Here is a 21,849-nt window from a genome sequence, read left to right on the forward strand (position 1 = left end):
GAGATGACAACCGTTACTGAAAAACTGGAACTGTTTGAAGTGTTTGTACGTTCCAAGCGTGGTCTGGACCATAAGCATGTTGGCAGCCTGCATGCTGAAGATCATGAGCAGGCACTGGAATATGCCCGCGACTGTTATACCCGTCGTAGTGAAGGCGTCAGCATCTGGGTAGTTAAATCCAGCGATATCTGTGCCTCTCAGGAAGATGATGCCGATTGCTTCTACGACCCAAGTGACGACAAGCCCTACCGTCATGCGACCTATTACGTTTTGCCTGACCCAGTAAACAACATGTGATCGGGGAGAATCGAATATGAGTGATCAGATTAAACAAGCAACACAGGAATACGCGACCCGTCTGGGCGATGATTCTGTGGTACTGGGGCACCGGATCTCCGAATGGGTTAGCTATGGGCCTTTCCTGGAAGAGGATATCGCTTACGGCAACGTAGCTCTGGATTACATCGGTCGTGCGCGGATGTTTTACACCTATGCCGCAGAGCTGGCCGATGATGGTCGCGATGAAGATGATTTCGCCTATATGCGCAATGATCGTGAATATCGCAACCTGTTGCTGATGGAGCTACCAAAGGGTGACTTCGCTTACTCACAGGTACGTCAGCTGTTTGCCGATGTGTACTACACACTGATGCTGCCTGAGCTGCTGCAATCTAAAGATGAGACGCTGTCGGCTATCGCCGCTAAAGCGATCAAAGAGACGAAATATCATCTGCGCCGCAGCCGTGACTGGGTGTTGCGTCTGGGTGATGGTACTGACGAGAGTCATCAGCGCGCTCAGAAAGCGGTTGATCAGCTGTGGGGCTATACCCATGAGCTGTTCGATATGGATGAGACTGAACAGTTGCTGGCGGATGCAGGAATCGGTGTCGATGTTGCCGGGTTGCGTGATCGCTGGTTAGAGATGATCAGCGCTATTCTCACTGAAGCGACGCTGACGGTGCCTGAAGACAGCTGGGCTGTTCGCGGAGGCCGTATTGGCTATCACACTGAGAATCTGGGGCATATGCTCACAGAGATGCAGATAGTGCACCGTTCTCACCCTGGCTGTAAGTGGTAACGGGTTATGAACGAGATCTCACTGATGCCAGAAGAGCAGTACCAGCGTTTGCAGCAGCGTAATGCTGACGATGTGAAAATGCTCTGGGACCTGCTGGATGCGATTAAAGATCCGGAGATCCCCGCGCTGAGCATCTGGGATCTGGGGATTTTACGTGATGTGCAGCGTAACGGCGAACAGGTGATAGTCACCATAACGCCAACGTACTCCGGCTGTCCGGCAATGGACAATATCACCACCGATGTGATTCAGCTGTTGAATGACAATGGTTACCGGGATGCGACGGTAAAACTGTCACTTTCACCCGCCTGGAGTTCGGAGTGGATGTCGCCAGAAGGGCGTAAGAAGTTGCGTGAATATGGTATTGCACCGCCTGAGGATGCTGGTTTGGATGACGATGGGTTAACCCCGGATGCGCATGCAGCCTGTCCCCACTGCGCTTCACGTAATACCCGAAGAATCAGTGAGTTTGGTTCCACCGCCTGTAAAGCACTGTTTCAGTGTGATGATTGTGGTGAACCATTCGATTATTTCAAAAAGATCTGATGATTAATCAGCTCTATAAAAACAAAAGGTGAAGCATGTCAGACACCAATTTCTACACGCTGAAAATCGCCGATGTGCAGCCGGAAACGGACACCGCGATCTGCGTCAGTTTTGCAGTACCGGCTGAACTAACCGATAAGTTCAAATTTATTCAGGGTCAGTTTCTGACTCTGCGTGCCACCATCGATGGTGAAGATGTCCGTCGATCTTACTCGATCTGCTCTGGCGTCAATGATGGTCATATGCGGGTAGGTATCAAGCGGGTTAAGAACGGTAAGTTCTCCAATTTTGCTAACGATACCTTTAAGCCCGGTATGTCCGTTGAGGTGATGCCGCCACAGGGGAGCTTCTATACTCAACTGAGCCCTGAAAACAGTAAAGATTATATGTGTATCGCTGTGGGCTCCGGCATCACGCCGATGATCTCCATTATGAAATCGGTGCTGGATACTGAGCCGGGTTCAAAGGTAACGCTGATCTACGGTAACCGCCGCAGTAACTCGGTGATGTTTAAAGATGAACTGAACTTCATTAAGAACCGCTATATGAACCGCTTTCAGTGGATCAATATAATGGACTATGAAGATCAGGGGGCTGATCTGCTGAATGGCCGGATCGACAATGCTAAAGGTTACGCGTTGCAGAAAGCCGGACTGATCAATATTAAAACGGTTGATGATGCCTTTATCTGTGGCCCTGAATCGATGATGTCAGAGGTCTCCCGGGGGTTCCGTCTGGAGGGGCTGACCGATGAGCAGATTCATTATGAACTGTTTGCTAACTCCTCGGCAGATTCGAAAGAGATGCTGGAAAAAGCCGCTAAACGTAAAGAGCAGTTTGGCGAAGAGAAAATGTCTAAAGTGACCGTGCGTGCAGATGGCCGGGCGGTGATGTTTGATCTGGCCACAGTGGGTGAAAATATACTCGATGCCGGGATGCACAATGGTCTCGACCTGCCATACTCCTGTAAAGCCGGTGTCTGCTCCACCTGTAAATGTAAGCTGGTCGAAGGGGAGGTGGATATGGATATCTCCCATGGTCTGGAACCCCACGAGATTGAAGCGGGTTATGTGCTCAGCTGTCAGGCCCACCCGATCTCTGACACCGTCGTGGTGGATTTCGACCAGCGCTGATCTCTTCTTCACTATGTACTTCCTTGTTGGATCTTTCTTCCTTGTTGAAGCTTAGCCCGGCTCTTTAGCCGGGTTTTTTTTTATAAAAGGGGGAACTGGTACGGGTATAGATAGCTGTAAAGGGGCAAGTAAAGGCCATGACTTCGCCTAAAAAATTGATATCAGGTGGTTTACTGTTCAATTAATTATTCAATTGAATGGCACTATACTCGTCTGGTAGCTATTTATTTGGTATGGTTGCGCCAATTTAGTGACGGTAGCGCAGAGATTGCTGCTATCGAGCAAAGCGTATTGAGGTTGCCATGGTTTTTCACTCGTCAAAGCTGGAAAAATATAGTCCATCCAGCCAGTTTTTCGATATTAATGAGTTTCCATTCTACTGGATCGCTCGTGTAAACGCTTTGTATTCCCAGGAAATGGAAAAAACGCTGAAACCCCTGGGGATGGATATCGCCCGCTGGCGGGTAGCCGTGCTGCTGAGTTTGTATGGCACCTTGAGTATTTCTGATATTGCAGAACATGCGATCGGTAAGCTGCCAACCATGACAAAAATTGTCTATCGTATGCGTGATGCCGGGCTGGTTGAGGTTAATGCGTCAGAAACGGATGGTCGTGTTACCGTGGTGTCATTGACTGACGAGGGCCACGACAAAGTTAAAATGGTATTAAAGACGACTGAAAAAAAGGTGTTTGCTAAGGCTTTTAAGGGGTTCACAGAGCCCCAGATTAAGAAATCTACTGAGCTGCTTCGGCGTTATTTTATCAATATGTCAGCCGAATAGACTTTCCGGTCTCAGGGAAAAGCCCCCGTTCAGGCAACTGAACGGGGGCTTTTTTGTACCTGAATTTTGGCTTCGGAATGCTGTTATATCTTGAAAAATAGTATTAAAAAAATAATTTTTTGTGAATTTTTATATCATTCCTTCAATTTATTTGTGTTTATTAAGTCACTGATTAGTAAGTAATTATACTTGTCTTGTGTTTCTTTAAGGTGTTTTTTTCGCTAAATAATAGATGAATATTCAACTAAATTTAGTTGACACTTCAAGTGAAATATATAATTCTTGATTCAGATCAACAATCAACACTCTTCTTGGTGAGAGTGATGATTAATTAGAACAAGAATGATGTGAGTAGCTGAATGATGTCTATTTTTTCTCAGCGTATTTCTCAGGGTGGTCAGGGTTACCGGGTAGCCGTGAAAGATACGATAGATGTGCAGGGTTTGCCGACCATTGCGGGGTGTCAGGCGCTTGAAGATGCCTTGCCTGCGCAAGAGAATGCAGACGTCGTTAATGCGGCTTTGAATGCAGGTTGCCAGTTAGTCGGTAAAACCAATCTGCATGAACTTGCCTATGGCATGACCGGGGTTAATCATTGGGCAGGAACGCCGGTTAACTATCACTACCCGGATCTGATTCCGGGCGGCTCATCCAGTGGTTCTGCTGTGGCGGTCGCTGCAGGAGAGGCAGACTTCTCTATCGGGACTGATACTGGGGGATCGGTTCGGGTACCTGCTGCCTGTTGTGGTGTTTACGGCCTCAAGCCAACCTTTGGTCGGGTGAGTCGCCGGGGTGTTTTGCCTGCAGAAACGACGCTCGACTGTGTCGGCATATTTGCCACTTCTGCAAAAATGCTGAAAACCGCCATGCAGGTGATTGATCCATCCTTTGAGCCGACTGTATTACCGAAGACTATTCGCCTCGGTCGGGTGGATGTCGCCGCCGATCCGCTTATCTCAGACACCATTGACGCATTTTTAAGTCGCCTGAAGTATGACACTACTCCGGTGGTTTTATCTTCATTTTCTGATGCGTTTACAGCCGGAATGGTGGTCATTAATGCGGAAACCTGGCGCGCCTGCGGTGATCTCCTTGAAACCGGCAAAGTCGGTGAGGATGTAGCGCTGCGTTTAGCCAATGCCGCTAATACCACCGATGATCAGTTGCGTGAAGCCGAAGTTGTCCGCGAACGCTTTACTAAACAGGTAGATGAGGCACTACAGCAGGTCTCTGTTCTTGTCTTACCAACACTTCCCGCATTTCCGATGAGCCTTGCCGATGCGCTGGCGGGCAAAACTGATCTGAGCATCTCTGCGCTGGTGCGTCCATTCAATCTATCGGGCCATCCGGCTCTTTCTGTCCCTCTTCAAACCGCTGACAACCGTCCGGTTGGACTGCAGCTGGTGGGGCGCAAAGGTGAAGATGAAATGCTATGCGAACTCGCTTGCGTATTGAGTGAGTTTTTACCTCAACAAAATAATAACAGTGTGGAGTATTGAGTAATGACTTCCAATGTCATCAACAAAGAGATCTGGGGCGGCGCTGCAGAGTTTGATTCCCTGCTGGCAGAGATTCGTTGTCGTCGCCAGGAGTTTGAAGATCAGAAATATATCTCTCAGGATATTATCGAACGGTTTAAATCGATCGGTGTTTACCGGGCGTTAGTGCCGAAACGTTTTGGTGGGGATGAAAAATCACCTGCTGAGTTTTTACAGATGGTGGAAGCGATCTCCGCCGCTGATGGTTCAGCGGGTTGGGTTGCCAGCTTTGGAATGAACCCTGCGTATCTGGCCTGTTTACCCCTGGAAACCATTGAAAAGGTGTGGGCGGAAACGGCGGATGTTGTATTTGCCGGTGGTATTTTTCCGCCGCAACCTGCGAAGCGGGTTGAGGGTGGATTTTTGGTCAAGGGACGCTGGCAGTTTGGCAGTGGCTGCATGGGCGCCAGTGTTTGTGGTGTGGGTATTGCGCCGGATGATGGCCAGTCGTTACCCCGGATGGCGGTGATGCCGCAGGAGAAGCTGACCATTGAACCCACCTGGGATGTGATCGGTATGGTTGGCACCGGTTCCCACGATCTGGTGGTCGACAACGTGGTGGTGCCTGAGGAGTGGACTTTTACCCGGGGTGGCAAACCTAACCTTGATGATCCGTTTTTCAAGTATCCCTCGCTGGCGTTTGCCACTCAGGTGTTGTCGGTGACAACACTGGGTCTGGCCCGTGAAGCGATCGATGTTGTGCTGGGTATGGCAGCCGGTCGTAAATCGGTGACCGGAGCGCCCAACCTGGGTGAGCGTGAATATGTACAGATGGAGATCGCCAAGGCGGAAGCGAAAGTGCGATCTTCCCGGGCGTTTTTCTACGAAGCGACAGATGACGCATGGCAGGCGATTCAGAAGGGGGGGACCCCATCACCGGAACAGGTCAGCATGCTACGGCTGGCATCCACTAATCTGACCCACGAATGTGCTGAAGCGATTCGCATCGCTTATCAGGTTTCCGGTATGACGGGCGCCTATAACGACCATCCTCTGTCACGCATTATGCGTGATTCCATGATGTGTACGCAGCATGCCTTTATGGGGGCAATTACATACAAAAATGCCGGGGCGATGCTGTTTGAACATCAGCCGCTGCCTGGTTATCTGTAATCCAAACCGCAGGTTTTTTAACCTCCAGATTCTAAGAGAGAGAATGTTATGAGCGAAAACACTATGCACCGGGTTCTTTTTTGTATCGGCGTTAATCAGAACTTTATGGATGCTCCCCAGAGTGAAATGGGCGATGTCTGGCAGGCCTTCAGTGCCATGATGAAGGGGATTGCAGAGCTCCCCGGAGTCAACGTGCTGGGGATTATGGATGATGACCGGATTCAGGTGGGACCTTCAACCAGTTCACCGTGGACCGCTTACATTATGGCGGATGTGCCTGACCTGGAAACGATTATTGAAGCCTGTAACTTCTTCCGTTCAACCCCGGTGGGTGACGGCACCTACAAGCTTTGGAAGTACTGCAAGGTTGAGGCCCGTATCGGTCGCGAACTTGTGGTTCCGTCCTGATCTGGTTGCTGGAGACTGTCTGATGGCTACCCGGGAAACCGTTGCATCCTTATCAAAGCGCCTGAAACGGTTTGAGGATGAACACGCGATTCGGCGTTGCATGAACCGCTATATGTACCTGTGCGACCTGCTGGATGCTGGCTTTGAACTGAACGACCTGATGGCGCTGTTTACCAAAGATGCCGTCTGGGAAGGACATGGCAGACGCTACGGTAAAACCTTTGGCTGTCACCAGGGCGCTGATGCGATTCAGGCGATGTTCGCCAAATACACGCAACCGCCAGCGCATTTTGCCACCAATGTGCATTTTCTCACCAGCGAGTTGATTGATGTGCAGGGGGAGGAAGCGTCTGGAAGCTGGGTGTTATTGCAGACCTCGACCTTTAGCAGCGGTAAGTCTCAGCTGAGCAGTGCGCGCCTCACAGTCCGGTTTCGTTGTGAGCAGGATGAGTGGCGTATCAGCCACTTTCAGACCGAAAGTTTGTTTAACCGGCCGGTAAAAACGCCCTGGGATCAGCCTGCTGATCTGCCAGTGCCTGAGTGACCGGCCTGTTGACTAAATCAAAAGCAGTTAATAAAAGAACAAGAGTTGGGGAATCCCATGAGTAATAAGATCGATGTAAAAAATATCGCGGCTGATTACGAGAGTATGGTCAAGCCGGATAAAGTGCACACCTCTCTGTATTCTAATCCAGAGATCTTTGAGGAAGAGCTGGATAAAATTTTTAACAACACCTGGGTTTGGGTCGGCCACGAAAGTGAAGTCCCTGAGGTCGGCTCCTATAAAACCGCGATGATCGGTCGTCATTCGGTGATCGTCAGCCGTGACCGTAAGCGCAATATTCATGTCTTGCTAAATCGCTGCCGTCACCGTGCCGCGACTGTCTGCGAAGGCAAAAAAGGCAAAACCAAAAGCTTTATGTGTCCTTACCACGGTTGGGGATACTCTCTCGACGGCGCGCTGCGCGCAATTCCCAAGCCGGAAGAGTATGAAGGTGTATTTGATAAGTCAGAACTGCCGCTGATCAGTCTGCGCTTTGAAACCTATCAGGGGCTGATTTTTGCCACGTTTAAAGAGGATATTCAGCCACTGGAGGAGTTCCTTGGCGGGGCAAAAAAATGGATCGATCTGTTTGTTAAACAGAGCGGCGGTTTTCCACTGAAAGTACTCGGAGATCACCGTTTCCGTTTTCCGGGTAACTGGAAAATTCAGCTGGAAAACACCACGGATGCTTACCACTTCCCGATTGTGCATAAGTCTTTTGTTTCCTCAGTTGATGAGCAAACCGCAGATATCTTCGACTTCCTCGATGGTGAAGGTCATGTCGAGGATCTGGGTAATGGCCACAGTGTGATGGTGATGATTCCTGAACTGGTCGATCTGGAGCATGATCTTGAAGCCCCGATCCCGGAACGCTTCCAGGATCTGGCGGATGAACTGGCTGCTGAAGGCCATTCTGATCTGGAAGTTCGCCGTATGGTGCGTGCTGTTGGCGGTTCTGGTTTCAACCTTAACCTGTTCCCGAATGTTGCCTGCTCGATGGCGTTTTTCCGCGTGCTGGCACCGGTTTCCGTGAATGAGACAGAGATCCACCATGTGGCTCTGGGGGGCGAGGGTGCTCCGGCGGCATTTAACCAGATGCGTCTGCGTTTACATGAACATTTCCAGGGGCCAATGGGCTTTGGAACACCGGACGATGCGGAAGCATGGGAGCGGGTTCAGAAAGGTTCTCAGGCGGGTAATGAGGAGTGGATTCTGCTGAATCGCGGCCAGAACCATCTGACCACCAGTCCGGATGGCAATGTCTCCGGTGCGGTGTGTTCTGAGACCGGCATGCGCGCTGCTTACCAGCAGTGGAAAAAGATGATGATTGCCTGATTGAGCTGATTGAGAGGAGATAAAAAAATGACAGATTTAAGTTTGCTGAATCAGGTAACGGCCTTTATTAACACCGAAGCCGATATGCTTGATTTTCAGGAGTATAACGAGTGGTTGGGGCTGTGGAGTGATACCGGTGTCTACGTGGTGCCGGTCGATCCTAAGGAAACCGACTTTGCCAATACACTTAACTATGCCTACGACAAAGCCGAAATGCGGCGTTTGCGGGTGAACCGTCTGTTGAGCGGCGAAGCCGTATCAACCCAGACAACCGATAAAACCGTTCGCGGCTTATCCCGCTTCCGTATTCTTGAGGATAGCGACAGCCATGTCACCGTTCGTTGTGCCATGTATCTGAGCGAATGCCGTCACGGCAATCTGAAGAGCTATCCGGCCGATGTCACCTATAAGCTGGCCAGGACCGGTAACGACTTCCAGATCGAAGAAAAGGTCGTTCGGTTACAGAATGCAGATGCTTATCTGAGCAGTATTGGTTACATCCTTTAAGGGGGTCCAGATGACTGAGAAAACACAAACCGATCAGGTTGCTCTGGTCACCGGTGCTGCTCAGGGGCTGGGTAAAGCAATTGCTAAAAGTCTGTTTAATGCAGGATTTGCTGTTGTCGTTACCGATGCCAATGAGGGCGGAGCACAAGAGACGGCCCTTGAGATTGATGCCTCTCAGGAGCGTGTACTGGCGCTGAAGCTGGATGTACTGCTTAAGAGCGATTTTTCTGAAGCGCTTGAGACCGCTGTGGTCCGTTTTGGCAAAGTCGATGCGCTGGTGAATAACGCAGCGATGACACCGACGACACCGGTGATGGAGATTACTCCGGAGGAGTTTGACAAGGTCGTCAGCGTGAATATGCGCGGAACCTTCTTCGGTTGTCAGGTGTTTGGTCAGTATTTTGCCGACAAAGGCTATGGGCGCATCGTTAACCTGGCGTCACTGGCAGGACAGAATGGCGGCACCGCTTCCGGAGCTCACTATGCATCCAGCAAAGGCGCCATCCTGACGATGACGAAAATCTTTGCCCGTCAACTAGCAGAGTCAGGTGTCACGGTGAACGCTGTGGCACCGGGACCTATCGATCTGCCTTCAGTACGTGCACTGGTACCACCGGAGCGTCTTGAGCAGATAATCAACGAGATGATTCCGGTTAAAGCGCTGGGTAATGCTGAGTTTGTTGCGGATATGGTGACGAAACTGGCAAGTCCTGAAGCGTCTTTTGTCACAGGTGCTGCCTGGGATGTGAATGGCGGAATTTTCATGCGCTAAGGCGTTAAGACTTGGGCATTAAGACCCGGGCATTCAGTCGGGCCTGGAGTGCAGGCCCGACAGTACGACTTTTTAAGGGTGAGATTATGAGCGAACAGCTGATTGATGTTGTTATTAGTAAGCGTGAGGACCAGGCGGACGCCGTAGCGGTCTTTGAACTGATGGCAAAAGATGGCAATAACCTGCCTGCCTTTGATGCCGGGTCCCACATCGATGTGCATGTGACACCTGATATTGTGCGTCAGTACTCCCTCAGTAATGACCCTGATAACAGTGCTGTCTATCGCCTGGGGATTTTGAATGATCCTGCGTCACGGGGCGGCTCGGTTGCGATCCATAAAAACTTTCACACTGGGGCTGAGATTCAGATCAGCGCCCCCCGTAACCATTTCCCTCTGGACCTGTCTGCAGAGCGCACCATTCTGGTGGGTGGTGGGATTGGTATCACGCCGATGCTGACCATGGCCTATACACTGCGGGCGGCGGGTAAAGCGTTTGAACTGCATTACTGTTGCCGAACCCGCAGCAGTGCTGGTTTTCTCGATGAACTGGCCGCCGAGTTTGGTGATTGTGTAAAGCTGCACTTTGATGATGAGGGCGACGGGCAGCGTTTTGATCCTCAGGGGGCTTTCGCGCCGGTGACAGCGGATACTCATATCTATGTCTGTGGCCCTTCAGGCTTTATGGATTGGGTGATCTCGACTGCTGAAAACGCCGGATTCGACAAACATAATGTCCATTTTGAATATTTCAATGCGGATATCGACTCCTCCGGCAAAGCCTTCGAGGTGGTTGCTGAGCAGAGTGGTGTTTCGGTAATGGTGGGTGAAAATCAGACCATTGTTGAAGCATTGGAAGCTGCGGGCATTAAGGTAGATGTTTCCTGCGAACAGGGGGTCTGTGGCACCTGTCTTTGCGATGTGCTGGAGGGGACGCCCGATCATAAAGATAAGTTTCTCAACGAAGAGGAGAGGGAGGATAACGACCAGATTATCCTGTGTTGCTCGCGGGCGAAAAGTAGCAAGCTGGTTCTGGATATCTGATCCAGCAAGCGACGACCGATTCAGCGGCAAGACAGAGCTTTAATGATGCGTCATAAATAGGGATGAACTGTCTGAATATAGTTGAAATGTAAACTATATTCAGACGCTCTTCTCAGGGTGGTTTTCAACTTAAAACAGATGAAGCGGGCGATTTAAGAAGCACTATTACTTTCAATAAAACTATAAAAATGAGAGCGATCAGGAGATTTTAAAATGAAAAAGTTTCTCAAAACAGTTGCTGTAGGATTTGTACTAACCCTTAGTCATGGCATCGCCAGCGCGGATACCACGCTGACGCTGTCTTCGTGGTTACCCCCTTCTCACCCGGTTGTGTCACAGATGATTGTGCCCTGGACCAAACAGGTTGAAGAGGCCACCGAGGGGCGGGTGAAGATCAATATTCTGGCCAAGGGACTGGGACATCCAAAGGTTCACTATGATATTGCCCGAGATGGTCTGGCTGATATTACTTACAGTGTTCATGGTTATACCCCCGGCCGGTTTCTGCTGACTAAGGTGGTTGAGTTTCCCTTTAGTGGTAACAGTGCTGAAGCGCTGTCCGTAGCCTACTGGCGTGTACACCAGAAATACCTGGCCAAAGCCAATGAACATAAAGATACACAACTTCTGAGTGTCTTTACCCACGGTCCGGGCATGATCCACAACAGCAAGAAAACAGTTGCGTCGGTGGCAGATCTGGACGGTATGAAACTGCGTGTTGGCGGCGGTGTGGTCAATGATGTGGCGACCTCTCTGGGGGCGGTGCCACTGTTGAAACCTGCATCTGCAAGTTATGAGTTGCTCTCCCATGGGGTTGCCGATGGCACACTGCTGCCGATGGAATCGGTTACCGCCTTCAAAATTAAAGATATTGTTACCCACACCACAATGGTGCCCGGTGGCCTTTATAACATCAGCTTCTTTCTGGTGATGAATAAAGATCGCTTTCGCAGTCTGTCACAACAGGATCAGGATGCCATCATGAGTGTGTCCGGTGAAGCCTTTTCCCAGTTAGCAGGGCGCGTCTGGGATGCTGCGGATGCGGCTGCATTGAAAGAGATGAAGGACAACGGCAATGAGATCACCGTCGCTGATGATGCGTTTATCGCAGAGATAAAACAGCGCACCTCTAACCTTGAGTCTGACTGGATTAAAGAAGCCGGAAAGCGTGGTGTCGATGGAGCGGCCGCTTTGGCTGAGCTGCGTCAGATTACCGCAAGTTATAACAAGTAACCGAGTCCGCTTATGAGCTTCTTGAAATCTTTGTTCAGGACTCAGGTATGGATCCGCCCGTTCGAGTTTCTTTTCGAACGGGTGCTTGCCTACACTGCTGCGCTGGCCATGTTTACCATGATGGTGGTAACGCTGGTGGATGTAGTCGGGCGGGATCTGTTCTCTGCGCCCCTGCCAGGTGGCTTTGAAGTGACAGAGCTGCTACTTGCATCACTCATATTTCTCGGTTTGCCAATGGTGACGGCGGAAGGGTCCCATGTCGATGTGGACATTATGGACTCGACCATTCCGGCTTTTCTCAAACCCTTGCAGGATATTGCTATCTGCGTGGTTAACCTTATCGCATTTGCAGCCCTCTCCTGGATGATGTGGAAACTGGCGATCCGCACCTACGAATATGAAGACACCACGGCCATTCTGCAGATCCCTTTTGCAGGGCTGGTGTTTCTGATGGCGGTTTGCTGTTCGTTGTCCACCTGGGCACTGATGCTGATGCTGGTGTTTAAGCGAGGCAAAAAACTGTTCAGCCATGATCATGGTGATACTGCTGTTAAAGAGGTGAAGTAATCCTATGGAAATAAGTCTGATTGGTTTTGCCGCCTTGCTGTTCCTTATCTTCGCGCGTGTACCGCTGGGTTATGCGATGGGTATTGTCGGTGTCTGCGGTTTTGCCTATGTGCAACAGGTGGAGTTTGGTAATCCACGGGGCTGGGATGCAGCGTTAAACATGATTTCTCAGGTGTCCTTTGAAACCGGTTTATCCTACAGCTTGTCGGTGGTTCCGCTGTTTATTCTGATGGGGAACTTTATTACTGAGGCGGGATTGTCCTCCCAGTTATATCGCGCCTCGAATGCGTTTCTGGGCCACTTTAAAGGGGGCCTGGCGCTGGCAACAGTGGTGTCCTGCGGTGCATTTTCGGCAGTCTGCGGCAGCTCTATGGCGACTGCAGCCACCATGTCCAGAGTCGCAATGCCCTCAATGCGAAAGTATAAATATTCCGATGGCCTGGCCAGCGGTTCAATCGCAGCCGGGGGGACGCTGGGCATTCTTATCCCACCCAGTGTGATTCTGGTGGTCTATGGCATGATCACTGAAACGGATATCGGTCTGTTGTTTATCGCCGGATTACTGCCAGGGCTGATCGGTATTATTTTCTACATGGCTGCTGTCAGTGTGACGGTATATCTCAAGCCGGAAGCTGGCCCTGCCGGGGAGCGCTCCAGCTGGGCTGAGCGTTTCATCGCTTTCAGAGATGTCTGGACGATCTGTCTGTTGTTTTTGGTTGTCATGGGCGGCATCTACAGCGGTATTTTTACGCCCACAGAAGCGGCGGGTATCGGCGCCTCCGGTGCTTTTTTTATCGCTCTGTTTCGTCGCTGCCTGACCTTTAAACGTCTGGTTGAAACGCTGGTCAGTACGGTACGTACCACCGCCATGTTGTTCTTTCTGGTGATCGGTGCGGTGTTGTTCTCCAATTTTATCAATCTGGCAGGGTTACCCGATTCGTTGCGCGATGCCGTTCTCGGAATGGGGCTGAGCCCGATCTGGGTGATTGTCGCCATTATCGGGATCTATGTGCTGCTGGGATGTGTACTGGAAAGTATGTCGATGATTCTGCTGACGGTTCCGGTGTTTTATCCACTGGTGCAGGCGATGGGGTTTGACCTGATCTGGTTCGGCATCCTGGTGGTGGTAGTAACAGAGATCAGCCTGATCACGCCGCCGGTCGGGCTGAACGTCTTTGTCCTTAAGTCGGTGCTGCCTGATGTTAAGTTATCGACGATTTTCAAAGGCGTTACCCCTTTCTGGATCGCAGATATTGTGCGTTTGCTATTAATCGCAACGGTACCGGCAATCTCTCTGATTCTGCCGGGGATGGTGAGTTGAAACTTCCGGGCTATGAGATCTGGGTTATGAAAGCCGTTAGTTTGAGCGGCTTTCTGAACAGGAACCGACGTTAGAACAATAAAAAGGTTGAACCATGATACCTGATATCAAAACAATTCTGTATGCATCTGATCTTGGGGATGGCTCTAAAAAGGCGTTTTACATGGCGGCTAAAGAGGCCTTTAAACATAACGCTAATCTGATCTTTCTGAATGTGGTGGAGCCTGTCGGTACTTCAACGACAACCCTGCTGGAGGGATACCTTAATCCTCAGGTGATTGCTGGGATGCGTTCTGAAGGTTTCGGCAATCTGAAGGCGTTGATGGAAAGTCGTATTTCAGAGTTTTGTCTGCAGGAGCTTTCAGGCCGTGAGCCGCTGCAGAATCATCCGGTAGCCCGGATAGAGGAGGGGCCTGCGGCAGAAACCATTATTCAGGTTGCCGATGAGCTGGATGCTGATCTGATCGTGATGGGGACACGGACCCGGACTCACTCAGTGCTGGGGCGATTTTTTGTCGGCTCGACCGCCCAGTCGGTGATACAGCTGAGTAACCGGCCGGTGATGATTGTGCCGATTGAAAACTAATGCTGTCGGTACTGGCTGTCACCGATAGCCGGTTAAATCGATGTGAAAACAAAGCTGATAAAAAAATAGTTCATTAGAAATAGCTGACTAAAACAACAATAAGAGGATTAACAAAATGAAAAAGGGTGTAATGCGTCCCGGTCATGTGCAGCTCCGGGTGTTGGATATCGAAGAAGCGCTGGCTCATTATCGGGATCTGCTGGGGCTGATTGAGGTGGAGCGTGATGATCAGGGGCGTGCCTATCTGAAAGGCTGGACCGAAGTGGATAAGTTCTCCGTTGTCCTGCGTCAGGCCGATGAGCCGGGTATGGACTTTATGGGCTTTAAGGTGCTCAACAATACAGTGCTGGAGAAGCTTGAGAGCGACCTGACAGCGTACGGCTGTGCGGTGGAGCATATTGCAGCGGGTGAGCTGAGTGGCTGCGGTCGTCGCATCCGTTTTGAAGCACCGACCGGACACCGCTTTGAACTCTATGCGGAAAAAGAGCAGCCCGGTAAATGGGGGGTATCCAATGTTAATCCGGAAGCCTGGCCGATGGATCTGAAAGGGATGAAAGCCACGCGCTTTGATCACTGCTTGTTGTATGGGCCGAATGTTGAAGATACTTATGCGCTGTTCCGCGATGTGCTGGGCTTTGATCTGGCCGAACAGGTGGTTGATCCGGAAGGTAATCGTGTTGCGGCGTTCCTGACAGCCAGTATGAAAGCCCATGATGTGGCATTTATCGACTGCCCAGAGCCGGGTAAATTCCACCACGCCTCGTTCTACCTGGAAACCTGGGAGTCGGTGCTGCGTGCTGCGGATCTGATCTCCATGACCAACACGTCCATCGATATCGGCCCGACCCGCCACGGCCTGACCCATGGCCAGACGATCTACTTCTTCGATCCATCGGGTAACCGTAACGAAGTGTTCTGCGGTGGCGATTATCACTACCCCGATCATGAGCCGGTGACCTGGAAAGCTGAGGATCTGGGTAAGGCGATTTTCTACCATGACCGCGTGCTTAACGAGCGTTTCCTTAGCGTTCTTACTTAAGCGAGCGGTTCGGTTTTAGCATCGTCCCGGTGTGCATAGCCAGCGTTATTCATACCGGACAACGGCGGTTTACTGTTTCGATCACAATAGGAAACAGAGCGTTTACAGACAATTTTATTAAGACTTGAAGAGGTGATTAAGATGCCAATCGTCAATATTCAGATGATGGAAGGGCGTACGGATGAACAAAAAGCAGCGCTGATCCGCCAGGTGACTGATGCGGTAATGAGCGCTATCTCCTCACCGGAAGAGAGCATCAGAGTGTTGTTGCAGGAGATCCCTAAAAAACACTTTGGCATATCCGGTGTACCGGCCGATCAGTTGGGCAGGTAAGTCATCCGGGGGTGACAGTTCTATAAGAAGAAAAGGTGGTAAGTATGAGTATGCAAAATTTTGATGCGCGTGATTTTCGCCGCGCGCTTTCGCAATTTCCGACCGGTGTTACGGTTATCACAACAAATGATCAGCAGGGCCGCCCGGTTGGTGTGACCGCCAGCAGTTTCAACTCTGTCTCTGTTGAGCCACCTTTGATTTTGTGGAGTATTGATAAGGGCGCGCACAGTCTGGCGGCCTTTGAAAATTCGCAACACTTTGCGGTGAATGTGCTGAGCCGGGATCAGGTTGATCTGTCTAACCGGTTTGCCAGCCGTGGCGAAGATAAATTTAAAGATGTTATCTATGGCAAAGGGGTGGGCGACAGTCCTCTGCTGAACGACTATTCAGCCCAGTTCGAATGTAAGACCTGGGCCGTGTACGAAGGGGGGGATCATCTGATTCTGGTGGGTGAGGTACTGGATTACCGCTATAACGACAGCAATCTGCCACTGGTCTTTGCCCGGGGGAGTTATTCCGTCTCCAGCCAGCATCCATCTACGGTTAAATACGATGCCGGGGACGAGTCCGGTGAGTTTATCTCAGACTATCTGCTGTATATGTTGCGTGAGTCCTATAATCGCTTCAGTTCAGATCTTTATCCGAAGTTGCAGGCGCACGGCGGTGTTAACCCGGAAGAGTGGCGCATACTGGCGATGCTTCGTGATCATGGTGCCATGAAAACCGACGATCTGGCTCCGTTAGTGATGCAACCAGCCGTGGCGTTGCTACAGACTGCTGAGTGGATGCAGGACCGGGGACTGGTTGAGCTGGTCGACGGTTCCCTTCGTTTGTTGCCTGCGGGTACCTCGCTGGCCGATACACTGCTGGATCTGGCCAAACAGCACGAAGCCGAAGTCCTTAGCGCTCTGTCTGATGAACAGTCCAGACAGTTGAAAAACGGCTTACGAGCGATTATGGAAGGCCGCCCTTAAATACGTTTTTTTAACATCAACGGGCCTGAATCTATGTTGAAACCCTGTCTGCCGTTTGCGAGTACTCAATGAAACAGCTAACACTGCACCATCCGTCTGGAGAGTTTGTTGCCCTGATGGCGCTGTTGATGTGCATGGTGGCGCTTTCGATCGATGCGGTTTTGCCAGGTTTGGGGCCGATGGCGTCAGATCTGAATGTCAGCAACAGCAATGATATTCAGCTGGTGGTTGCGATTGTCTATGCCGGTATGGCTGTTGGACAGTTAATCTATGGCTTTCTGGCCGATGCGAAAGGGCGTAAAGTCGCTATATCTCTGGGAATTCTGATCTTTGTGCTCGGAAGCCTGGTGGCACTGTTTTCAGATAACCTGGAGATGATGCTGCTTGGTCGTTTTATGCAGGGCCTCGGTGCTGCGGGGCCCAGAACCATTACCCTGGCGATTATCCGCGATCAGTATAAAGGCAATGAGATGGCCCGGGTGCTGTCGCTGGTGATGACAATCTTTATTATCTCGCCGGTGATAGCCCCGCTGATCGGTCAGGGTATACTCTGGTTGTTTGGCTGGCGACAGATCTTTATTTTTCTGCTCGGTTTAGCCAGCATCGCCTGGCTATGGTTCTGGTTACGGCAACCGGAGACGCTGGCTGTCGAAGATCGGGTACCATTTTCAGTTAAAGAGACGCTGAGAAATCTGCGGCGGATGGTGAACGAGCATGCTGCGGTTTATTACGTGATTGCGCTGGGATTTATCTTTGGTGCCTTTATCGGTTTTCTCAACACCGTGCAGCCGGTGTTGCAAGGGATCTATAAGATGGGGGCGGCCTTTCCACTACTGTTCGCCACCCTGACCATTAGTTTTGCGGCGGCCTCATACCTGAATTCACGCTTAGTGATGCGCTTTGGCACCAAACGGCTAGCGCTGAGTGCCGCGGTGATGGTGGTGTTACTCTCGTCGGTTATGTATCTGATTACTTTTTTGTTGCAGGGAGTTCCGCCGCTCTGGGGGCTGATGATCTATCTCGGGGTGACACTGTTTTTTGTCGGCCTACAGTTTGGTAATCTGAATGCTATGGCAATGGAGCCATTTGGCCATATTGCAGGCACCGCATCGGCAGTGATTGGTAATGTCTCAACACTGTTGGCGGTGGTGTCAGGCACTCTGGTGGGGCAACTGTTTGATGCCACTGTGTTACCTTTAGTGGCTGGCTTTGGCGTATTGGCCAGTGGCGCTGCACTGTTTATTCACAGAGCGAATGTCATCCACAGCCAGCGTCCGGTTAAAATAGTTAAGTCATAGGAAGGTTTTATGTCGACTCCATACGAGCTACTCGGCGGTGAGGCCGGTGTCAGGGCGCTGGCGAACGAGTTTTATAAGGTGATGTCACAACGCGCTGAAGCCAGCACAATTCGCGCTATGCATGCAAAAGATACCTCGGAGGTTGCGGAAAAACTGTTTATGTTTTTATCCGGCTGGGTGGGCGGACCGGACCTCTATTTTCAAAAATATGGAACCGTCTGTCTGTCGAGTCAGCACGCCAGGTTTACGATCGGCAGTGACGAACGGGATCAGTGGTTGCGCTGCATGGATCAGGCTCTGGTCAATCTGAATGCTTCAGAAGAGCTGATTCAAATGCTGAAAGAGCCTGTATTCAATCTGGCTGAGATGATGCGTAACGCTGAATAGCGGCTAGTCTTCTTAATCCGGGCTTTCTTACGCTTAGAAAGCCCATATTCTCCGCTTGTTATATTTTGTTACATCTTCATACAACATTATACATTTCCACGGAATCTGGTTTACACCCTCAGGCTACTCTGTTTCCTGTGCTCAGTCTGTCCTGACCTGTACAGAGTTCTCCCCCTTCGAACTCTGACAGGTTAATCGGCAGCCATTGCAAGACAGCGGCGATGATCCGCTGCCTGACGATTATAAAAATATCGCGTGTTCGCGGAGGAAATATCGATGAAGAAATCAAATGGCCATAACCTGTCTGGTTACCTGCTATCTGCTGCAGTTGCTGCGGCAACGGCAGCCATGGCTATGCCGGCACAGGCTTACAACCTCTACTCACAGGATGGGACTGAGGTTAATCTGGATGTGGAAGCTGTTTTTGGTGTGTTCAGCAGTGATGAAACCTATGGTAATAGTGAGTCAAAACCAAGCTGGCAGGAAGGCTATATTAAGTATGGTTTCAGCGGTACTCGCGAGCTGAGTAATGGGGCATCCCTGTTCGGCGCTGCTAATGCTGTGTCTTCCGGCACCTGGGGTGATGGCGATGCTGCAGGGTTAACAACCGGTGATGAGAGCAAAACCAAAATTGAAGACCTTTACGCAGGTTTCCGCACCGATATGTTTGAGCTTTCCGTTGGTCGTCAGAATCTGAGCATCGGTGATGGTTTTATTCTTAATGGCGATTCACTTAATTTAGGTAAAGGCCTTGAGGGTATTGACCCTGCGTTTGAGCCTGACCGAGGTGGTGCATACTGGCTGGCGGCCCGTAAAGCATTTGATAAAACCGTGGTTGCCCGTGTTGGCGGCGATGATGGCGTACGCTCAGATATTTTCTGGTTAGAGTCAGATAACGCCGGTCAGGCCAGTATGGAGCTGGCGGGTATCAATCTTGAGTATGTGACTGAAAAAGGCACCTTTGGAGCGATGTATATAAAAGGCCTGGGTGTGGATGCTGGCGAAGCCGCATTCATGGGGCTTGAGGGGCGTGATGGTCAGAAAACCATCAGCGTTCGCTATCAGGGTAATGCCGGTGTTGAAAACCTGTTCCTCTCTTCAGAGTATGTTTCTCAGGAAGATGGTGTCAGTGGTGATGACACAAACGCCTGGTATGCCGAAGCAGGCTGGACCTTTGCTGATGCGCCATGGGCACCCAGTGTGAACTACCGCTTCACCAGTTACGATGAAGGCTATGATCCACTGTTCTTCGGCTTTAGCCGAGGTTATGGAACCTGGTTCCAGGGCGAGGTCGCCGCTAACTACGCCGGACCGTTTGGTACAGGTACCGATATCCACTACCTGGGGGTAACAGCGCATCCGAGCGAGATGCTCACCGTGGGCGCCGGTTACTTCAACTTTGAAGACAAGAACGATACCGATTCAGTTGATATGTCTGCTAATGAGCTGAATATCTGGGCTGAGTGGGTGGCGATGGATCATCTGATTATCAGTCCGGTACTGGGTTTCTACACACCGGATAATGCTAACAGCACGCAGGGTAACGATGACACCAATACTTACGCGCAGGTTATCGCTATCGTGCCGTTCTGATTAACACAACATAATGATAAAAAAACAGGGCTTCGGCAGAGGCCCTGTATCTCTCCAACAAAGGAATATGAGTATGAAAGAGTATTCACTGATGATCAATGGTCAGAAGACCGCGCCTCAGGGTGGTTTTTTTGACGTTCTGAACCCGGCGACCGAAGCAGTGGTTGCTCTCTGCCCTCAGGCGAGTGTTGAACAGCTGGATGAAGCGGTCAGTGCCGCACAGGCATGTTACGAAAGCTGGCAGCATTCCAGCGATGCCGAGCGGAAAAAGTTACTTCATGACATCGCTGATCGTATTGAGGCCAATGCTGCTGAGCTGGCGCAGATTATCGTTGAGGAACAGGGTAAGCCGCTGTTTCTGGCACAGATGGAAGTTGGCGGTGCTGTTGCCTGGACCCGTGCCACCGCTGAGCTGGAAATGCCGGTGGATATTCTTGAAGACAGTGATACTAAACGGGTGGAGGTGCATCGTAAGCCTCTTGGTGTCGTTGGTTCTATCACGCCGTGGAACTGGCCGTTGATGATCGCTGTCTGGCATATCATGCCGGCGATCCGTTCCGGTAATACGGTGGTTTCTAAGCCCTCCGGTCTGACACCGCTGAATACTATCCGTCTGGTGGAGATTATCAATGAAGTGGCGCCTCCAGGACTGGTCAATGTTGTCACCGGTGAAACGGGTATCGGCAGCGGTATGACCAAGCATCCGGGCATTCGCAAAATTGTATTTACCGGATCGACCCCTACCGGGCAAACCATTATGCGCGGTGCGGCCGATAACCTTAAACGCCTGACTCTGGAACTGGGCGGCAATGATGCCGGTATCGTGCTGCCGGATACCGATCCTGCGAAGGCTGCTGAGGGTATTTTCCAGACCGCATTCCTTAACATGGGGCAAACCTGTGCCGCGTTGAAGCGTCTCTATGTGCATGACTCTATCTATGAAGAGCTGTGTGAGAAGCTGGCTGATGTTGCGGCAAAACAAGTGATGGGTAATGGTCTGGATGAAGGTGTGACCTTCGGACCGGTACAGAACCGTGCTCAGCTGAATCTGGTAAACGAACTGGTTGAAGATGCCCGCGCCAATGGTGCCCGGATTATCTGTGGTGGCTCTCTGGTGGATGGCGCTGGTTATTTTTATCCACCGACTCTGGTGGCTGATGTGACTGACGGCTGCCGTCTGGTGGATGAGGAGCAGTTCGGTCCGGTGTTACCAATTATCCGTTACACCGATATTGAGGATGCGATTAAACGAGCCAATGCAACAGACGTGGGGCTGGGTGGATCTGTCTGGTCGTCAGACATTGCTAAAGCAACGCAGATTGCCGGACGTCTGGAGTGTGGTACGGCCTGGATCAATGGTCATGCAGAGCTGCTGCCTTATGCGCCTTTTGGTGGCTGTAAGATGTCAGGCTTCGGCGTTGAGTTTGGTCAGGAAGGTCTGATGGAATATACCTCTGCACAGGTTCTTAATATCAATAAATAATCGTTGCTGCTAAGTGCGCAGCACAGCATAGGAAGCAGCCTGATTAAGTGGTAGAGGCTGCTTTCTGTTATCTCTTTTTATACTTGTTTCGCCTTTGTTTATCAGAATTCTCTGTTAAATCCTGTTTCTTGATCGCCCTGCCGGGAGCGTATCCCGGTGCTTTCGTTTTCCGGTGCTCTCGTTTTCCGGAGCTCTCGTGATCCGGGGCCTCGTTTTCCGGAGCTTTCTTCCTGGCT

24 protein-coding genes are annotated in these 21,849 nt (G+C 50.8%); all 24 read left to right on the plus strand.

Features of this window, described 5'->3' with window-relative positions:
* Positions 1 to 3: 3 nt before the first annotated feature.
* The 24 genes from paaB to BMY09_RS00770 all read left to right on the plus strand — a co-directional run bounded on the left by paaB (position 4) and on the right by BMY09_RS00770 (position 21,613).
* Complete coding sequence (paaB, locus tag BMY09_RS00655) at positions 4 to 297, plus strand: 1,2-phenylacetyl-CoA epoxidase subunit PaaB (protein ID WP_091352587.1); 294 nt, start codon at positions 4 to 6, stop codon at positions 295 to 297.
* 16 nt (positions 298 to 313) lie between these two features.
* Positions 314 to 1,078 (plus strand): 1,2-phenylacetyl-CoA epoxidase subunit PaaC, encoded by a 765-nt coding sequence (paaC, locus tag BMY09_RS00660; protein WP_091352589.1) that lies wholly within the window; start codon positions 314 to 316, stop codon positions 1,076 to 1,078.
* A gap of 6 nt (positions 1,079 to 1,084) precedes the next feature.
* Positions 1,085 to 1,624, plus strand: a complete 540-nt coding sequence (gene paaD / locus BMY09_RS00665) for a 1,2-phenylacetyl-CoA epoxidase subunit PaaD (RefSeq protein ID WP_091352592.1) — start codon at positions 1,085 to 1,087, stop codon at positions 1,622 to 1,624.
* A gap of 35 nt (positions 1,625 to 1,659) precedes the next feature.
* The gene (gene paaE / locus BMY09_RS00670) at positions 1,660 to 2,757 is read left to right on the plus strand and encodes a 1,2-phenylacetyl-CoA epoxidase subunit PaaE (RefSeq protein ID WP_091352595.1); all 1,098 of its coding nucleotides are present in this window, start codon (positions 1,660 to 1,662) and stop codon (positions 2,755 to 2,757) included.
* A gap of 302 nt (positions 2,758 to 3,059) precedes the next feature.
* Positions 3,060 to 3,539 (plus strand): MarR family winged helix-turn-helix transcriptional regulator, encoded by a 480-nt coding sequence (locus tag BMY09_RS00675; protein ID WP_091352598.1) that lies wholly within the window; start codon positions 3,060 to 3,062, stop codon positions 3,537 to 3,539.
* A 362-nt stretch (positions 3,540 to 3,901) separates the two neighbouring features.
* Positions 3,902 to 5,038, plus strand: coding sequence for an amidase (locus BMY09_RS00680; protein WP_091353835.1), 1,137 nt, complete (start codon positions 3,902 to 3,904; stop codon positions 5,036 to 5,038).
* 3 nt (positions 5,039 to 5,041) lie between these two features.
* On the plus strand, positions 5,042 to 6,190 hold the full coding sequence (locus BMY09_RS00685) for an acyl-CoA dehydrogenase family protein (RefSeq protein WP_091352601.1): 1,149 nt from the start codon (positions 5,042 to 5,044) through the stop codon (positions 6,188 to 6,190).
* 48 nt (positions 6,191 to 6,238) lie between these two features.
* On the plus strand, positions 6,239 to 6,598 hold the full coding sequence (locus BMY09_RS00690) for an IacB protein (protein ID WP_091352604.1): 360 nt from the start codon (positions 6,239 to 6,241) through the stop codon (positions 6,596 to 6,598).
* Between the two features lie 22 nt (positions 6,599 to 6,620).
* On the plus strand, positions 6,621 to 7,142 hold the full coding sequence (locus BMY09_RS00695; protein WP_091352607.1) for a nuclear transport factor 2 family protein: 522 nt from the start codon (positions 6,621 to 6,623) through the stop codon (positions 7,140 to 7,142).
* A gap of 57 nt (positions 7,143 to 7,199) precedes the next feature.
* Positions 7,200 to 8,477 carry an aromatic ring-hydroxylating oxygenase subunit alpha gene (locus BMY09_RS00700; protein ID WP_091352610.1) on the plus strand — a complete coding sequence of 426 codons (1,278 nt, stop codon included), beginning with the start codon at positions 7,200 to 7,202 and terminating at the stop codon, positions 8,475 to 8,477.
* A 27-nt stretch (positions 8,478 to 8,504) separates the two neighbouring features.
* Positions 8,505 to 8,984 (plus strand): aromatic-ring-hydroxylating dioxygenase subunit beta, encoded by a 480-nt coding sequence (locus BMY09_RS00705; RefSeq protein WP_091352611.1) that lies wholly within the window; start codon positions 8,505 to 8,507, stop codon positions 8,982 to 8,984.
* A 10-nt stretch (positions 8,985 to 8,994) separates the two neighbouring features.
* A complete protein-coding gene (locus tag BMY09_RS00710) occupies positions 8,995 to 9,756 on the plus strand; it encodes an SDR family NAD(P)-dependent oxidoreductase (protein WP_091352614.1) in 762 nt (253 codons plus the stop codon).
* Positions 9,757 to 9,842: 86 nt separating this feature from the next.
* Positions 9,843 to 10,799: a PDR/VanB family oxidoreductase gene (locus BMY09_RS00715; RefSeq protein ID WP_091352616.1), complete on the plus strand. Its 957-nt coding sequence runs from the start codon at positions 9,843 to 9,845 to the stop codon at positions 10,797 to 10,799.
* A gap of 213 nt (positions 10,800 to 11,012) precedes the next feature.
* Complete coding sequence (locus BMY09_RS00720; protein ID WP_091352619.1) at positions 11,013 to 12,032, plus strand: TRAP transporter substrate-binding protein; 1,020 nt, start codon at positions 11,013 to 11,015, stop codon at positions 12,030 to 12,032.
* Between the two features lie 12 nt (positions 12,033 to 12,044).
* Positions 12,045 to 12,599 (plus strand): TRAP transporter small permease, encoded by a 555-nt coding sequence (locus BMY09_RS00725; protein WP_091352620.1) that lies wholly within the window; start codon positions 12,045 to 12,047, stop codon positions 12,597 to 12,599.
* Between the two features lie 4 nt (positions 12,600 to 12,603).
* Positions 12,604 to 13,920 carry a TRAP transporter large permease gene (locus tag BMY09_RS00730; protein WP_091352623.1) on the plus strand — a complete coding sequence of 439 codons (1,317 nt, stop codon included), beginning with the start codon at positions 12,604 to 12,606 and terminating at the stop codon, positions 13,918 to 13,920.
* A gap of 94 nt (positions 13,921 to 14,014) precedes the next feature.
* A complete protein-coding gene (locus tag BMY09_RS00735) occupies positions 14,015 to 14,506 on the plus strand; it encodes a universal stress protein (protein ID WP_091352625.1) in 492 nt (163 codons plus the stop codon).
* A 115-nt stretch (positions 14,507 to 14,621) separates the two neighbouring features.
* A complete protein-coding gene (locus BMY09_RS00740) occupies positions 14,622 to 15,545 on the plus strand; it encodes a catechol 2,3-dioxygenase (RefSeq protein WP_091352627.1) in 924 nt (307 codons plus the stop codon).
* A gap of 141 nt (positions 15,546 to 15,686) precedes the next feature.
* Positions 15,687 to 15,878 carry a 2-hydroxymuconate tautomerase gene (locus BMY09_RS00745; protein WP_091352631.1) on the plus strand — a complete coding sequence of 64 codons (192 nt, stop codon included), beginning with the start codon at positions 15,687 to 15,689 and terminating at the stop codon, positions 15,876 to 15,878.
* 44 nt (positions 15,879 to 15,922) lie between these two features.
* Positions 15,923 to 16,852 (plus strand): flavin reductase, encoded by a 930-nt coding sequence (locus tag BMY09_RS00750; protein WP_091352633.1) that lies wholly within the window; start codon positions 15,923 to 15,925, stop codon positions 16,850 to 16,852.
* Positions 16,853 to 16,920: 68 nt separating this feature from the next.
* Positions 16,921 to 18,150, plus strand: a complete 1,230-nt coding sequence (locus BMY09_RS00755; RefSeq protein WP_091352635.1) for a multidrug effflux MFS transporter — start codon at positions 16,921 to 16,923, stop codon at positions 18,148 to 18,150.
* Between the two features lie 9 nt (positions 18,151 to 18,159).
* Positions 18,160 to 18,537, plus strand: coding sequence for a group II truncated hemoglobin (locus BMY09_RS00760; RefSeq protein WP_091352637.1), 378 nt, complete (start codon positions 18,160 to 18,162; stop codon positions 18,535 to 18,537).
* 276 nt (positions 18,538 to 18,813) lie between these two features.
* Positions 18,814 to 20,130, plus strand: coding sequence for an alginate export family protein (locus tag BMY09_RS00765; protein WP_091352640.1), 1,317 nt, complete (start codon positions 18,814 to 18,816; stop codon positions 20,128 to 20,130).
* A 73-nt stretch (positions 20,131 to 20,203) separates the two neighbouring features.
* Positions 20,204 to 21,613 carry an aldehyde dehydrogenase family protein gene (locus BMY09_RS00770; protein ID WP_091352643.1) on the plus strand — a complete coding sequence of 470 codons (1,410 nt, stop codon included), beginning with the start codon at positions 20,204 to 20,206 and terminating at the stop codon, positions 21,611 to 21,613.
* The last annotated feature ends 236 nt before the right edge of the window (positions 21,614 to 21,849 follow it).

The sequence above is a fragment of the Amphritea atlantica genome (assembly GCF_900111095.1).
In the GTDB taxonomy this organism is placed as follows: Bacteria; Pseudomonadota; Gammaproteobacteria; order Pseudomonadales; family Balneatricaceae; genus Amphritea; species Amphritea atlantica.

Excerpts from the sequence above, each read along its gene's own strand:
- paaB (WP_091352587.1), top strand. The coding sequence starts at position 4 with ATGACAACCGTTACTGAAAAACTGGAACTGTTTGAAGTGTTTGTACGT.
- BMY09_RS00770 (WP_091352643.1), top strand. The coding sequence starts at position 20,204 with ATGAAAGAGTATTCACTGATGATCAATGGTCAGAAGACCGCGCCTCAG.
- BMY09_RS00745 (WP_091352631.1), top strand. The coding sequence starts at position 15,687 with ATGCCAATCGTCAATATTCAGATGATGGAAGGGCGTACGGATGAACAA.
- BMY09_RS00730 (WP_091352623.1), top strand. The coding sequence starts at position 12,604 with ATGGAAATAAGTCTGATTGGTTTTGCCGCCTTGCTGTTCCTTATCTTC.
- BMY09_RS00735 (WP_091352625.1), top strand. The coding sequence starts at position 14,015 with ATGATACCTGATATCAAAACAATTCTGTATGCATCTGATCTTGGGGAT.
- paaE (WP_091352595.1), top strand. The coding sequence starts at position 1,660 with ATGTCAGACACCAATTTCTACACGCTGAAAATCGCCGATGTGCAGCCG.
- paaD (WP_091352592.1), top strand. The coding sequence starts at position 1,085 with ATGAACGAGATCTCACTGATGCCAGAAGAGCAGTACCAGCGTTTGCAG.
- paaC (WP_091352589.1), top strand. The coding sequence starts at position 314 with ATGAGTGATCAGATTAAACAAGCAACACAGGAATACGCGACCCGTCTG.
- BMY09_RS00690 (WP_091352604.1), top strand. The coding sequence starts at position 6,239 with ATGAGCGAAAACACTATGCACCGGGTTCTTTTTTGTATCGGCGTTAAT.
- BMY09_RS00715 (WP_091352616.1), top strand. The coding sequence starts at position 9,843 with ATGAGCGAACAGCTGATTGATGTTGTTATTAGTAAGCGTGAGGACCAG.
- BMY09_RS00675 (WP_091352598.1), top strand. The coding sequence starts at position 3,060 with ATGGTTTTTCACTCGTCAAAGCTGGAAAAATATAGTCCATCCAGCCAG.
- BMY09_RS00710 (WP_091352614.1), top strand. The coding sequence starts at position 8,995 with ATGACTGAGAAAACACAAACCGATCAGGTTGCTCTGGTCACCGGTGCT.
- BMY09_RS00680 (WP_091353835.1), top strand. The coding sequence starts at position 3,902 with ATGTCTATTTTTTCTCAGCGTATTTCTCAGGGTGGTCAGGGTTACCGG.
- BMY09_RS00755 (WP_091352635.1), top strand. The coding sequence starts at position 16,921 with ATGAAACAGCTAACACTGCACCATCCGTCTGGAGAGTTTGTTGCCCTG.
- BMY09_RS00685 (WP_091352601.1), top strand. The coding sequence starts at position 5,042 with ATGACTTCCAATGTCATCAACAAAGAGATCTGGGGCGGCGCTGCAGAG.
- BMY09_RS00750 (WP_091352633.1), top strand. The coding sequence starts at position 15,923 with ATGAGTATGCAAAATTTTGATGCGCGTGATTTTCGCCGCGCGCTTTCG.
- BMY09_RS00720 (WP_091352619.1), top strand. The coding sequence starts at position 11,013 with ATGAAAAAGTTTCTCAAAACAGTTGCTGTAGGATTTGTACTAACCCTT.
- BMY09_RS00760 (WP_091352637.1), top strand. The coding sequence starts at position 18,160 with ATGTCGACTCCATACGAGCTACTCGGCGGTGAGGCCGGTGTCAGGGCG.
- BMY09_RS00765 (WP_091352640.1), top strand. The coding sequence starts at position 18,814 with ATGAAGAAATCAAATGGCCATAACCTGTCTGGTTACCTGCTATCTGCT.
- BMY09_RS00725 (WP_091352620.1), top strand. The coding sequence starts at position 12,045 with ATGAGCTTCTTGAAATCTTTGTTCAGGACTCAGGTATGGATCCGCCCG.
- BMY09_RS00700 (WP_091352610.1), top strand. The coding sequence starts at position 7,200 with ATGAGTAATAAGATCGATGTAAAAAATATCGCGGCTGATTACGAGAGT.
- BMY09_RS00695 (WP_091352607.1), top strand. The coding sequence starts at position 6,621 with ATGGCTACCCGGGAAACCGTTGCATCCTTATCAAAGCGCCTGAAACGG.
- BMY09_RS00705 (WP_091352611.1), top strand. The coding sequence starts at position 8,505 with ATGACAGATTTAAGTTTGCTGAATCAGGTAACGGCCTTTATTAACACC.
- BMY09_RS00740 (WP_091352627.1), top strand. The coding sequence starts at position 14,622 with ATGAAAAAGGGTGTAATGCGTCCCGGTCATGTGCAGCTCCGGGTGTTG.